This is a genomic window from Kitasatospora sp. NPDC057223 (genome assembly GCF_042669755.1).
GTDB lineage: Bacteria > Actinomycetota > Actinomycetes > Streptomycetales > Streptomycetaceae > Kitasatospora.
The window spans coordinates 29,321-41,893 of sequence record NZ_JBHUWW010000077.1 but is presented as its reverse complement, the minus strand read 5'-3'; the positions used below and the strand labels follow the sequence as shown (position 1 = coordinate 41,893).

Sequence of the window (12,573 nt, the reverse complement as noted above, 5' to 3'; positions counted from 1 at the left end):
GCGTTGACTTTTGGCACGCTGTTGAGTTCTCAAGGAACGGACACTTCCTTCGAGCCGCTCTCACGGTCTCTCCGGGCGCTTCGTTCTTTCGTGTTCTCAGCTTATCAGATCCGCGCGGCCGGTTTGACCGGCGCTTTGTTTCTCTGAATTCCCGCTGAGGGGATTTCCTTCGACTTCGCTACGAAGCCTATCAAAGGTTTCGATGTGCTCAGTTCCGGGGTCTACCTGATCGAGCAGGCATTCGTAAATGCGTTCTGCCTCGAATTCGGCGGTGTCGTGGACACTAGCGCCCGCGTCCGACTGTTGTCCAGTCCGACGCAACCGTTTGAGCCTACTAGCCCGTTCGTGCCAAGTCAATGGTTCGTTCGGGATGTCAGAAGAGTAGCAGGTCAGAGGCCTGCCGAGCACATCGCCCTCAGGCGGCGACGGGCTGCAGATCCGCCCGGTCGGCTGCGTCCACATCGCCGAACTCGCCGGCGGCCGCGGCGCGGCGCCCCAGGAGCAGCGCATAGAGGAGAAAGAGCGTCTCTGCCGCGATGCCGATGGCGATACGCGCCCAGGTGGGCAGGCCGGACGGCGTTACGAAGGCCTCCAGGATGCCGCTCGCGAAAAGCACCACGGCGAGGCCGATGACCGCGCCGATGATGGCGCGGCCCTCCTCCGCCAGGGCGGTCGCCCGGTCGCGGGGGCCGGGATCGATGATCGTCCAGCCCAGGCGCAGGCCCAGGCCGCCGGCCACGAAGACGGCGGTCAGCTCCAGCAGGCCGTGCGGGATGAGCAGGCCGAGGAAGAGGTCGAGCCGCCCGGCCGAGGCCATCAGCCCGATGCCGATGCCCAGGTTGAAGACGTTCGTCACCAGCACCCAGAGGACGGGCAGGCCGAGGGCAATGCCGAACAGCAGGCACTGGGCGGCGATCCAGGCGTTGTTCGTCCACACCTGGGCGGCGAACGAACTGGCCGGACGGTCCGAGTAGTACGACTCGTAGGATCCACCCGGCCGGGTGAGCTCGTGCAGTTCGACGGGGGCGACGAGGCTGTTCCGGACCTCCGGGTGGTTGGCCACCCACCAGGCGACCAGGGCAGCGCCGAGCAGCGACACCACGGCGACCGGGATCCACCAGCGGCGCGAGCGGTAGAGCGTGGCCGGGAAGCTGACCGCGAAGTAGTGGCCGACGTCGCGCCACCCGGTGCTCCGGCTGCCGGTCACGGCGTCCCGGCCGCGGGCGACCAGCGTGGTGAGCCTGCCTTCGAGGGTGGGATCGGGCGCCGCGGCCTGGATCTTGGCCAGGTGGCCGGTGACCCGCTGGTAGAGGGTCACCAGTTCGTCGGCCTGCTCACCACTGAGCCGGCGCGTCCTGATCAGGGCGTCCAGTCGCGCCCACTCCCCCTGGTGGGTGGTGACGAAGACGTCCAGGTCCATGCGGCACGCTCCAGGGTCGGCGGGAGGGGTAAGGCGGTGGAGGGACAGGCCGGGCGGGGTCAGCATGCCAGAGCCCGGACCGCCCTTCCCGGGCGGGCACGGCTGCCCGTATGTTTGCGGCGGCAGATCACGCGATCACGGGGGGCGGTCTGCGCGGGGCCGACCGGACGGTCGCTGCCCACCCCGGCCGGCGATGACATGGAACGGGCGGGTGCCGTGAGCGACCTGGTGACTGGCGAGGCGGTCGTCCTCGGCCTGCGGGCGGCGAAACTTCCCAGCCGTGCGCTGGCCGTCGCCCTCGACCTGCTGGTGGAGGGGCTGGGCTTCCTGCTGGCGGCCGTCGTCTTCGCCGTGCTCGCCGTGGACATCGACGGCGCCGCCGTCACCGCCACCCTGCTCGCGATGACGGTGTTCTTCCTGGTCGCGGTCCCGGTGATGGTGGAGACGCTGTCCGGCGGGCGCTCACTGGGCAAGCTGGCGCTCGGGCTGCGGGTGGTCCGCCGGGACGGCGGGCCGGTGCGGTTCCGGCACGCCCTGGTGCGCGGCCTGGTCGGGTTCTTCGAGATCATCTCGCTGAGCGCGGTACCGGCGGTGATCAGCAGCCTGGTGTCCCAGGACGGACGCCGGCTGGGCGACATCTTCGCGGGCACCCTGGTCGTACGGGAGCGGGTGCCCGGTGCGGGACGCGGGGGGCCGTCCCTGCCGCCCGTGCACCCCCAGCTGATGCAGGCGCTGGGCGGCGAACTGGTGGCGCTGGACCTGTCCGCCGTGCCGGACGGGCTCTGGCTCGCTGTCCGGCAACTCCTCGGCCGCCTGGGCCAGTTGGATCCGCAGGTGGCGCAGAGCATGGCACTGCGACTGGCCGGCGACCTCGCCTCCCGGACGGGTCACCCGGCTCCCCAGGGGGTGCACCCGGCCGCGTACCTCGGCGCGGTGCTGGCCGAGCGGCAGCGCCGCGAGTGGGCCAGGGCCACCGGCGCCCACCAGCAGGCGGTTCACCAGCAGGCCCAGCCGCAAGGATTCCAGCAGCAGACGCCGTACCCGCAGCCGGGCGAGCCACCGGTGCGCGTCAATGCGGCGTGGGCGGCGCAGCGGCCCGCGCCCGCGCCCGCACCTCCGGCTCCCCCGGCACCGCTGCCGCAGCAGGCGGCGCAGCCGGCACTCCCGCAACCGGCAACTCCGCAGCCCCAGCCGCAGCCGGGCACCGGCTTCGCCCCGCCCGGCTGACCCGCAGCTGCCGGACCCGCTCAGCCGGTGAACTCCGCCGGCCACGGGTTGGGCGGTGACGCCAGCTCCTCCAGTTCGATGCCGGGAGCGGCCAGCACGACGTCCCCGGCCAGGTGGACGAGCTGCTGCTCCCCCGTCTCCAGGTCCGTGACCTCGTAGCGCTCGACGAGCAGCTGGCCGGAGTCGGTGTCGTGTGTCTCGGTGCCCTCCAGTGACCAGCCCTGGTCGAAGGTGCGCGGCCCCAGCACCGGCTCGGTGAAGGCCACCAGCCGGACCCTCGTCGCGGCTCCCGGCCGGAGGCGCAGCATCCGCGCGGTGGCGATCAGGAACGCGGGCGAGCGGCCGGAGAAGCCGTGCGCGCGGTCGTGCCCCTCCGTGGCGTGCTCCCCCGCCGGGTCGGCCGCGTCGGTCCGCACCCAGGCGACCCCGTCGACGGCGCCACCGCGGACCTGCCAGCCGCCGGCCCGCAGCTCCAGCCGCAGTGGCCGGCAGCGCGAGTCGAGGGTGAGGTCGACGGTGCCGATGGTGCTGCCGTCGGGCGCGTACGTCTTGGAGACGTAGCGCCAGCCGGCCGGGCCGGGGGCGCAGCTGAACCGCTCCTCGCCGAGGAGGACGTGGTCGTGGCCAGGCGTCGTGGACGTGTGCAGCGAGTAGCGGCCGTTGGGCATGGGCTGAAGCCTACGTCGGGCAGCCGGCCGCGAACCGGTCCGCCCGGTGGTGCAACCTCCTGCGGCCAAGGCGCATCAAGGAGCCGGGTGGTGCGGGAACACACCGCCCGGAGAGGGGGATCACGTTATGGCGAAGCAGCAACGCGACGCCGATTTCACCGAGTTCGTCGCATCCAGGGCCCCATGGCTCCGCAAGGTGGCCTACCTGCTCTGCGCCGACTGGCACCGGGCGGACGACCTGGTGCAGGAGACCGTGACCAAGCTGTACGTGCAGTGGCCCCGGATGATGCGGGTCGACAACCGGGAGGGCTACGCCAGGACGATCCTGGTGAACACCTTCCTGGCCGAGCAGCGCTCCCCGTGGGGCCGCTGGACGGCCCGGCGGCGCACGGCCGACCTGCCCGAGTCGCTGGCGGCCGCCCGCGACCTGGAAGCCGCGATGGATCTCCGGCACGCACTGTCGGCACTGCCGCCCCGCCAGCGGGCCACGGTGGTGCTGCGCTACTACTGCGACCTGACGGTCGAGCAGACGGCCGAGGCCATGGGCTGCTCCACCGGGAACGTCAAGAGTCAGACCTCACGGGGGCTCGACGCACTGCGCCGCCTCCTCGAACTCCGCCCGGTGCTGGCGGCGGAAAGGACCACCTCATGAACAACGACGTGGAGACCCTGGGCACGGAGTTGGGGGCACTCGCCGACGCACCCGCCCCGGCGGCCCGGCTGGACCTCGCCTGGACGATCCGCAAGGGCCGGGCGCGGCTGCGGCGGCGCCGGATGTCGGTTTTCGGCAGCGTCACCGCCGTCGCGGTGCTCGCATCGACACTGGCCCTGGGACTGCCCGCCGGGGGGCAGGACGGCACCTCGGTCGGCCCCGCCGCCGGAGGACCGCCGCCGGTGCCGGCCGGCTCGCCCGCGCTCGTCGCCGACACCGGCCACGATCCGCTGACCGTCGAGGCGAAGTTCGGCTGGCTGCCGGAGGGGTTCGACGGCGTCACGTACATCATGGGGTCCAGCGGCAACCCGACGGACAACCTGGTGAGGGCCGACCGTGCGCGGCCTGCCGGGGAAAAGGGATCGGAATCGCTGATCTGGTTGAAGGTGTACCCCGCAGGTGTACTGCCCCCGGTCGGCAACTGGCCGGGCGGCGGGCAGCAGTACCAGGTGCCGGCCCCCGACGTGCACGGGCGGAGCGCGTACTGGCTGGGTACTGGTCCCACCGACTCTGCGGCTCCGGGGAGTGACCGGTACCTGCGCTGGGAGACGGCCGACGGCCGGTGGGCGGAGGTCCAGTGGGCCCTCTCGGCGGACGACGGGACCCCGGAGGTCCTCCACCGGACGGCCGAGGGGGTACTGGTCGGGCACGTCGCCGTACCGCTGCCGTTCCGGGTCGGCGCTCTGCCGGCCGGCGCCACCCCTCTCGGGGTGAGCTACACGCAGCGTGACACGTACACCGGCCGCCCCTGGGAGGCGAGGATCAGCTTCCAGTTGGACGGGGTCGCTCTGGATGCCACCGTCGGCCCCGACCTGCCCGAGGCGACCCCGACCGTCGAGCTTCCGCCGGGCATCCACTGGATTCCGCAGGCCTGCGTGAGCGCTACGGGCCTGAAGGTGTGCGCCACCTGGCTCGACACCCCGGAGCAGTACGCCGCGGTCGGCGGCACCGACGGCTGGCTGAGCCGGTTCACCCTGCTCGGCACCGACCCGGCGAACTGGACCGCCGACGTGCTCGCCTGACACCGCCGGGTGCACACGCGTACGGCCGGTGCTCCGCGCGGAGCACCGGCCGTACGCGTACCTCGGTGGATCAGTAGCGGTACTGGTCCGCCTTGTACGGGCCCTCGACCGGGACGCCGATGTAGTCGGCCTGGTCCTGCGAGAGGACGGTGAGCTTCACGCCCAGCGCGTCCAGGTGCAGGCGGGCGACCTTCTCGTCCAGGTGCTTCGGGAGGACGTACACGCCGACCGGGTACTGCTCGGTCTTCGTGAACAGCTCGATCTGCGCGATGGTCTGGTTCGCGAAGGAGTTGGACATCACGAAGGACGGGTGGCCGGTCGCGTTGCCCAGGTTCAGCAGGCGGCCCTCGGAGAGGACGATGATGGTGCGGCCGTCCGCCTTGCGCCACTCGTGGACCTGCGGCTTGACCTCGGTCTTCACCACGCCGGGGAGCTTGGCGAGGCCGGCCATGTCGAGCTCGTTGTCGAAGTGGCCGATGTTGCCGACGATCGCCTGGTGCTTCATCTGCTCCATGTGCGAGGCAAGGATGATGTCCTTGTTGCCCGTGGTGGTGATGAAGATGTCGGCGATCGAGACGACCTCCTCCAGGGTGGTGACCTGGTAGCCGTCCATCGCGGCCTGGAGGGCGCAGATGGGGTCGATCTCGGTGATGATGACCCGGGCGCCCTGGCCGCGCAGCGACTCGGCACAGCCCTTGCCGACGTCGCCGTAGCCGGCGACGACGGCGACCTTGCCGCCGATCAGGACGTCGGTGGCGCGGTTGATGCCGTCGATCAGCGAGTGGCGGCAGCCGTACTTGTTGTCGAACTTCGACTTGGTGACGGCGTCGTTGACGTTGATGGCCGGGAACAGCAGCTTGCCGTCGCGGTGCATCTCGTACAGGCGGTGGACGCCGGTGGTGGTCTCCTCGGTGACGCCCTTGATGGTGGCGGCGACCTCGGTCCACTTGCTGGGCGACTCGGTGAGCGTGCGGTTGAGCAGCTCCAGGACGATGCGGAGCTCGTCGTTGTCGGCGGTCGACGGGTCCGGCGCGGCGCCGGCCTTCTCGAACTCGACACCCTTGTGGATCAGCAGGGTGGCGTCACCGCCGTCGTCCAGGATCATGTTCGGCGTCTCGCCGTTCGGCCAGGTGAGCGCCTGCTCGGTGCACCACCAGTACTCCTCCAGCGTCTCGCCCTTCCAGGCGAACACCGGAACGCCCGACGGGTTCTCGACGGTGCCCTCGGGGCCGACCGCGATGGCGGCGGCGGCGTGGTCCTGGGTGGAGAAGATGTTGCAGGAGCACCAGCGGACCTCCGCGCCGAGCGCGGTGAGGGTCTCGATCAGGACGGCGGTCTGCACGGTCATGTGCAGCGAGCCGGTGATGCGGGCGCCGGCCAGCGGCTGCGCGGCCGCGTACTCCTCGCGGATGGACATCAGGCCGGGCATCTCGTGCTCGGCCAGCTGGATCTCCTTGCGGCCGAACGGCGCCAGGGAGAGGTCGGCGACCTTGAAGTCACCGGTGGTGTTCGACGACATGCGTCTGCTCCTCGCTGCATGGGAATGGGGCGTGGGCCAAGGTCCGGTGTGCGTCGCAGCACGGCGGGGCCACGGGTGCGCGGCAACGCCGGGGCCACCGGGCAAGCCGGCTCCCTGCTGCTCGGCACAATCCGTCGGAGGACCTCTCTCCCTCGACCGGGGGCGCCGCGGACGAACCGCGTACCACCGATCGACCGCCATCAGCAGCGACGTTTGGCACTGGTGACGAATCTACACCGACGGTCGGCGAAGACGGGCTCCGTACGGCCGGATCCGGCCGTACGGAGCCCGTGTCAGACGGTTCCCCGGGAGGGTCAGTGGGCGGCGGCCGGGCCGTCCCCGCCCGGCGTGGCCAGCGGGTCGTCGCCCGCGGCGGCCTTCTCGTCGCTGTAGACGTCCGGCTCCAGGTAGATCACCCGGGCGATCGGCACGGCCCGGCGGACCCGGATCTCGGCCGCGTCGATGGCCTCCGCCACCTGGGCGGCGCTGTCCTCGGCGTTGACGCCGATCTTCGCGGCGACCAGCAGTTCCTCGGGGCCGAGGTGCAGGGTGCGCATGTGGATCACCCGGGTGACGTCGTCGTGGTCGACCAGGGCCTCGCGGATCCGCTGGACGACCTCCTTGTCCGCGGACTCGCCGAGCAGCAGGGACTTCGTCTCCAGCGCGAGCACGACCGCGATGACCACCAGCAGGATGCCGATGCACAGGGTGCCGATGCCGTCCCAGACGCCGTTGCCGGTGACCACGGTGAGCGAGACGCCGAGCAGGGCGAGCACGAGGCCGATCAACGCACCGGTGTCCTCCAGCAGGACGACCGGCAGCTCGGGCGCCTTGGCCCGGCGGATGAACTCCACCCAGCCGAGGCCGCCCTTCGCCTTGTTGGACTCCCTGATCGCCGTCAGGAAGGACCAGCCCTCCATCAGGATCGCGAAGACCAGCACACCGACGGCCCAGTACCAGCCGTGCAGCTCGTGCGGGTCGTGGATCTTCTCGTAGCCCTCGAAGATCGCGAACAGGCCGCCGACGCTGAACAGCACGATCGCGACCAGGAAGGCGTAGATGTAGCGCTCGCGGCCGTAGCCGAACGGGTGCTCCTCGTCCGCCGCCCGGCGGGCCCGCTTGCCGCCGACCAGCAGCAGCACCTGGTTGCCGGAGTCGGCGACCGAGTGGACGCCCTCGGCGAGCATCGAGGAGGAGCCGGTGAAGGCGAAGGCCGTGAACTTGGCCGCCGCGATCGCCAGGTTCGCGGACAGTGCCGCCACCAGCGCCTTGGTCCCGCCTTCGGTACTCATGCTCGGGTTCGTTCCCTCCGACTGGGCCGGTGCTCCGGCCTGCGCTGTGCTGTCGCTGTGCTCTGACTGTGCCCCGTGCCCGTGCCCTGCTGCGGCCGGGCCCGGGGCTTTACCGGGGCTTTGCTGTGCCGCCGAGCGCATACGGTACCCGGCCGGGGCGGCGCACCCGTCGCGGCGTCAGCCGGCCGCCGCCGCCAGGCCCAGGTAGACGGCGGCGAAGTCGGTCAGCGCGACCAGGTCGGCCAGGGCGTGCAGCACGTCCGTCCGGCCGCTCGCGTACTCGGTCAGCCGTACCTCGTGTGCGGCGGCCAGCCGGTGGGCCCGGGCGACCGCGACGCCGCGCGGGGTGTCGTCGTCGGCCGGCTGCTCGTACGGCCCGCCGCTCTGCGCCTCGTCCCCGGTGGCGGCCTCCCGGCCGGGGAGGTGACGCAGCAGCAGGACCTGGAGCAGCAGCGGGTCGGGCTCGTCGATGCGGTCCCGGAAGAAGTCGTCCGGGTCCGCGCCGCCGCCGAGCTGGCCGACGAACATGCCCCGGTGCGCGAGCAGGGCCTGCGGGAGCAGGCCGGCCAGCGCCGGACGGCCCGCCCGGTCGGCGAGCTGCGCGGCGAACCGGCCAGCGACGGCGCCGGCCAGCGGGCCCTCGGCCCACACCAGCGGGACGGTGCCGGAGAGCCGGGCCGCCAGGCTCTTCGCCGGGTTGGTGTACGCGGCGGCGTCCGGCCGGTAGCGCACCGCGCTCTCGTCCAGCCAATCGGCGGTGGCCGACAGTGACCCGGCCGGGAGCTGGGTGATGCCGGTCTTCTCGGTGAGCGCGAGCAGCGGGGCCAGGAACGCCCAGAGCGCCCCCGGGTCCTCGGCGGGCAGGTCGGGCTCGCCCGGGCCGCGCCCGACGACGCCCCGGTCGTCCTCGCGGTCGGGCAGCGACGGCTGGACGAACGGCAGCGGCAGTGCCCGCACCTGGAGGGCCGCGTCGGCGAGGTCGCTGCCGGTCGGGGCGATCACCGCGAGCGCGCAGCCGCGCGCGTACGCCTGCTCGGCGAGGGCGATCAGACCGCGTTCGCCGCCGTCGGCGGAGGCGATGACCAGCAGGTCGAGCGGGCCGGCCCAGCCGGGGAGCTGCCAGGTCAGGCCGGTCGAGAAGACGGGTGTGCGCAGCCGCCGGTCCTCGCGGGCGAGGGGCACGACGTCGGTCGGGGGCAGCGTGGTGACCAGGCAGGCGGTGCCGGCCAGCGCGGCGAGCAGCTCGCCCGCCGCCAGCGCGCTGCCGTGGCCGGCCACCAGGACGCCGCGCGGGCGGCCCTCGGGGCGCAGCCCGGCCAGGCCGGAGGCGTCCGCGAGGCGCAGCGCCGTGCGGACCCGGGCGCCGGCTCCGGCCAGGGCGAGCAGCGCGTGGTCGTGGTCGGCGCCCTGGAGCGCGGCCGGGTCGTCGAGCAGGGTGTCGTCGAGCATGCGCTGGCCTCCGGCTCAGAGGTGGTCAGAGGTGGTGCCACCGGCGGGGCCGGCCCGCTGCCGTCTTCCGGCGGCCGGACCGGCGGTCGGGCCCGGGGGTCACGACGGGCGGCGGGCCTCGTCGATCAGCAGGACGGGGATGCCGTCGCGGACGGGGTAGGCCAGTCCGCAGCTCTCACCGGTGCAGACCAGCTCGGGCTGCTCCTCGGAGCCGCCCTCGGTCAGCGCGGCCCGGCACTGGGGGCAGACCAGGATCTCCAGCAGGAAGGGTTCCAGCTTCATTGGGCGTCAGGCTCCAGATCTCGCGGGGAGGGGCGGTACGACGGTGCCCCGGCCGGTAGTCACCCTACCGGCCGGGGCACCTGGGGGGTCAGAGCCGGGGCGCGGCCGTCACTGTGTCAGGCCTGCCCCGCATCGGACGCCCGCATACCGTGCGGGGTCGTGCGGATCAGGCGCGGACGATGGCGAGCACGCCGTCGCGCACCTCGGCCATCCTGGCGGCGTCCTTGGCCTCGGCGTTCAGGCGCAGCAGCGGCTCGGTGTTGGAGGCGCGCAGGTTGAACCACCAGTCGGCGCCGGCCACGGTCAGGCCGTCCAGCTCGTCCACGCTGACGCCCGGCAGGTCGCCGTAGGCGGCGCGGACGGCGGCGACCCGGTCGGCCTGGTCGGTGACGGTGCTGTTGATCTCGCCCGAGGCCGCGTACCGGTCGTACTCGGCGGTCAGCGCGGAGAGCGTGCCGGCCTGCCCGCCGAGGGCGGCGAGCACGTGCAGGGCGGCGAGCATGCCGGTGTCGGCACGCCAGAAGTCGCGGAAGTAGTAGTGCGCGGAGTGCTCGCCGCCGAAGACGGCGTCGGTCTCGGCCATCTCCTGCTTGATGAACGAGTGGCCGACGCGGGTGCGGACGGGCTTGGCGCCCAGCTCGCGGACGACCTCGGGGACCGTCCACGAGGTGATCAGGTTGTGGATGATCGTCGGCTCGGCCTCGCCGGCCGCCTTCGCACGGGCGATCTCGCGGGCGGCGACCAGGGCGGTGATCGCGGACGGCGAGACGGGCTCGCCGCGCTCGTCGATGACGAAGCAGCGGTCGGCGTCACCGTCGAAGGCCAGGCCGATGTCGGCGCCGGTCTCCCGGACCTTGGCCTGCAGGTCGACCAGGTTCTTCGGGTCGAGCGGGTTGGCCTCGTGGTTGGGGAAGGTGCCGTCCAGCTCGAAGTACATCGGCACGACGTCCAGCGGCAGACCGTCGAAGACGGTCGGGACGGTGTGGCCGCCCATGCCGTTGCCCGCGTCCACGACCACCTTGAGCGGGCGGATCGCGGTGAGGTCGACCAGGCCGAGCAGGTGGTCGGCGTAGCCGCGCAGGCTGTCCTGGGCGGAGAGCGCGCCGGGCTTCACGTCGACGGCGGGCACGGTGACGGTGTCGTCCTCGGCCGTCCAGGACTCGACCAGCTCGCGGATCTCCGACAGGCCGGTGTCCTGGCCGACGGGCGCTGCGCCGGCCCGGCACAGCTTGATGCCGTTGTACTCGGCCGGGTTGTGACTGGCCGTGAACATCGCGCCCGGCAGGTCGAGCTTCCCGCTGGCGTAGTACAGCTGGTCGGTCGAGCAGAGCCCGATCTCGACGACGTCGGCCCCGTAGGCGGCGGCGCCCTCGGCGAAGGCCCGGCTCAGCGAAGGCGACGAGGGCCGCATGTCGTGGCCGATGACGATCGCGGTCGCCGCGGTGACACGGACGAACGCCGCGCCGAAGGCGCGCGCCAGACTCTCGTCCCACTGGTCCGGCACGACGCCTCGGACGTCGTACGCCTTCACGAGCTGCTTGAGGTCGCGCACTACGGCTCCACCCTGATGTTTTCCGGTCTTGCGGGCTGATCGCCCCTGGTCACGATATCGGCCGAGCCCGGCACGGCCGGGCACTCGGTCAGGTGGCAGCGTACCGGGGCACCGCGAACCCCCGGTGCCACCGGGGTGCCGGCACCCCCTGACGGGAGGGCCCTGACCTCAGCCCGGCAGAACCGCGAGCGAGCCGAAGGGGCGCGCCGGTGCCGAAAGGGAGGAGCGAGGAAGGGAGCGAAGGGACTGCCCGAGCGACGACTGTCGGCGCCGGAGCAGGCGCCCCGGAGGCGAGCCGAGCCTGACTAGTCCGGCGACCGCAGCACCCGCAGGTGGCCCCGGCGGCCGCCCTCGGTCGGATCGCCCTCGGGGCCGCGCCCCTGACGGGGTGTGCGCTCCTGCGGGCGGGCGGCCTCGCGGACGGCGTTGGCGAGGGCTTCGAGGTCGTCGCTGCTGCGGCGCATCGGGCCGGTCTCGGCGGCGAGGCGGACGACGTCCCAGCCCCGGGGGGCGGTGAGGCGCTCGGCGTGCTCGGCGCAGAGGTCGTAGCAGTGCGGCTCGGCGTAGGTGGCGAGCGGGCCGAGGACGGCCGTGGAGTCCGCGTAGACGTACGTCAGCGTCGCGACGGCCGGTCGGCCGCACGCGGTCCGCGAACAACGACGTACAGAGCTCACGAGGGTGGACGGTACCGCACTCCCCGCCGGGGAGCGAAGACCTGCCCCCGGCGGGTGCGCCGTGTCGCCGTGGGCGCGGGTCACGGGGCGGGACGGCGGGCGGGGCGGGAGTTGCTGTCGGGGTGGTCCACTTCGGAGCGTGCAAGGACTACGCTCGACAGTGATATGGACAGCTCCGCATCGCAGTCATCAACGGGACCGTCGCGCCGCCCCCGGCACCGAGACCGGCACGGCCGGGGCCTGCGCGGGCCGCTGGCACCGCCTCAGGTGCCGATCTCGCTCAGCCGCTCCGAACTGTTCGACGACTACGTGCGCGAGTCGGTGGAGCGGCTGGAACGGCGCTGGCCACAGCTGATCGAGGTGGAGTTCGCCGTCCAGGAGGTGCCGCAGCCCGAACCGGGCGGGGCGGATCCGGACGGCGGGGTGCCGCTGGGGCGGGTGGTGCCGGCCAAACAGGGGCGCAAGAGCCGCATCGTGGTGTACCGGCGGCCGGTGGAGATCCGCGCGAAGTCGCGCGAGGACCGGGCCGCGCTGGTGCACGAGATCCTGATCGAGCAGGTCGCGGAGCTGCTCGGGATGTCGCCGGACTCGATCGATCCCCGCTACGACGAGGAGTGACGCGCGGCGGGGCCCTGTCGGGGGCTGTCGGCACGTCGTGCGCTGACCTGGGTCGTCACGCGTCGGGAGCGTCCGCTCCCCGCCGAAAAACTACTACATGCGCAGGTCATGCGGTGCACACGACGCGGTCATCCCAAC

At 72.6% G+C, this 12,573-nt stretch carries 12 protein-coding genes; 4 read left to right on the top strand and 8 right to left on the bottom strand.

Annotated features, from left to right (window positions below; all coding sequences use genetic code 11):
* Window positions 1-415 precede the first annotated feature (415 nt).
* On the bottom strand, window positions 416-1,420 hold the full coding sequence (locus ACFUK0_RS24885; RefSeq protein ID WP_380253812.1) for a stage II sporulation protein M: 1,005 nt from the start codon (window positions 1,418-1,420) through the stop codon (window positions 416-418).
* A gap of 216 nt (window positions 1,421-1,636) precedes the next feature.
* Between ACFUK0_RS24885 and ACFUK0_RS24880 the strand changes: the two genes are divergently transcribed.
* Window positions 1,637-2,647: an RDD family protein gene (locus ACFUK0_RS24880; protein WP_380253810.1), complete on the top strand. Its 1,011-nt coding sequence runs from the start codon at window positions 1,637-1,639 to the stop codon at window positions 2,645-2,647.
* Between the two features lie 20 nt (window positions 2,648-2,667).
* Here the strand turns inward: ACFUK0_RS24880 and ACFUK0_RS24875 are convergent, their stop codons facing one another.
* Window positions 2,668-3,315, bottom strand: coding sequence for a hypothetical protein (locus ACFUK0_RS24875; RefSeq protein WP_380253808.1), 648 nt, complete (start codon window positions 3,313-3,315; stop codon window positions 2,668-2,670).
* A 127-nt stretch (window positions 3,316-3,442) separates the two neighbouring features.
* Here ACFUK0_RS24875 and ACFUK0_RS24870 point away from each other — a divergent pair, with 127 nt between their 5' ends.
* Window positions 3,443-3,967: a SigE family RNA polymerase sigma factor gene (locus ACFUK0_RS24870; protein WP_380253806.1), complete on the top strand. Its 525-nt coding sequence runs from the start codon at window positions 3,443-3,445 to the stop codon at window positions 3,965-3,967.
* The gene (locus ACFUK0_RS24865) at window positions 3,964-5,049 is read left to right on the top strand and encodes a hypothetical protein (RefSeq protein WP_380253804.1); all 1,086 of its coding nucleotides are present in this window, start codon (window positions 3,964-3,966) and stop codon (window positions 5,047-5,049) included. Before ACFUK0_RS24870 ends, ACFUK0_RS24865 begins: the two co-directional genes overlap by 4 nt.
* A gap of 70 nt (window positions 5,050-5,119) precedes the next feature.
* On the opposite strand, the gene ahcY is transcribed toward ACFUK0_RS24865, so the two are convergent.
* From ahcY to ACFUK0_RS24835, 6 genes are all read right to left on the bottom strand, one after another.
* Window positions 5,120-6,568: an adenosylhomocysteinase gene (gene ahcY, locus ACFUK0_RS24860; RefSeq protein WP_380253802.1), complete on the bottom strand. Its 1,449-nt coding sequence runs from the start codon at window positions 6,566-6,568 to the stop codon at window positions 5,120-5,122.
* A 314-nt stretch (window positions 6,569-6,882) separates the two neighbouring features.
* Window positions 6,883-7,860 (bottom strand): cation diffusion facilitator family transporter, encoded by a 978-nt coding sequence (locus ACFUK0_RS24855; protein WP_380253800.1) that lies wholly within the window; start codon window positions 7,858-7,860, stop codon window positions 6,883-6,885.
* A gap of 177 nt (window positions 7,861-8,037) precedes the next feature.
* Window positions 8,038-9,309: an SIS domain-containing protein gene (locus ACFUK0_RS24850; RefSeq protein ID WP_380253798.1), complete on the bottom strand. Its 1,272-nt coding sequence runs from the start codon at window positions 9,307-9,309 to the stop codon at window positions 8,038-8,040.
* Window positions 9,310-9,408: 99 nt separating this feature from the next.
* Complete coding sequence (locus ACFUK0_RS24845) at window positions 9,409-9,591, bottom strand: Trm112 family protein (RefSeq protein ID WP_380253796.1); 183 nt, start codon at window positions 9,589-9,591, stop codon at window positions 9,409-9,411.
* A gap of 166 nt (window positions 9,592-9,757) precedes the next feature.
* On the bottom strand, window positions 9,758-11,143 hold the full coding sequence (locus tag ACFUK0_RS24840) for a phosphomannomutase/phosphoglucomutase (protein WP_380253794.1): 1,386 nt from the start codon (window positions 11,141-11,143) through the stop codon (window positions 9,758-9,760).
* 305 nt (window positions 11,144-11,448) lie between these two features.
* A complete protein-coding gene (locus tag ACFUK0_RS24835) occupies window positions 11,449-11,901 on the bottom strand; it encodes a DUF3499 domain-containing protein (RefSeq protein ID WP_380253792.1) in 453 nt (150 codons plus the stop codon).
* An 81-nt stretch (window positions 11,902-11,982) separates the two neighbouring features.
* On the opposite strand from ACFUK0_RS24835, the gene ACFUK0_RS24830 reads away from it, so the two are divergent.
* The gene (locus ACFUK0_RS24830) at window positions 11,983-12,435 is read left to right on the top strand and encodes a metallopeptidase family protein (protein WP_380253790.1); all 453 of its coding nucleotides are present in this window, start codon (window positions 11,983-11,985) and stop codon (window positions 12,433-12,435) included.
* Window positions 12,436-12,573 lie beyond the last annotated feature (138 nt).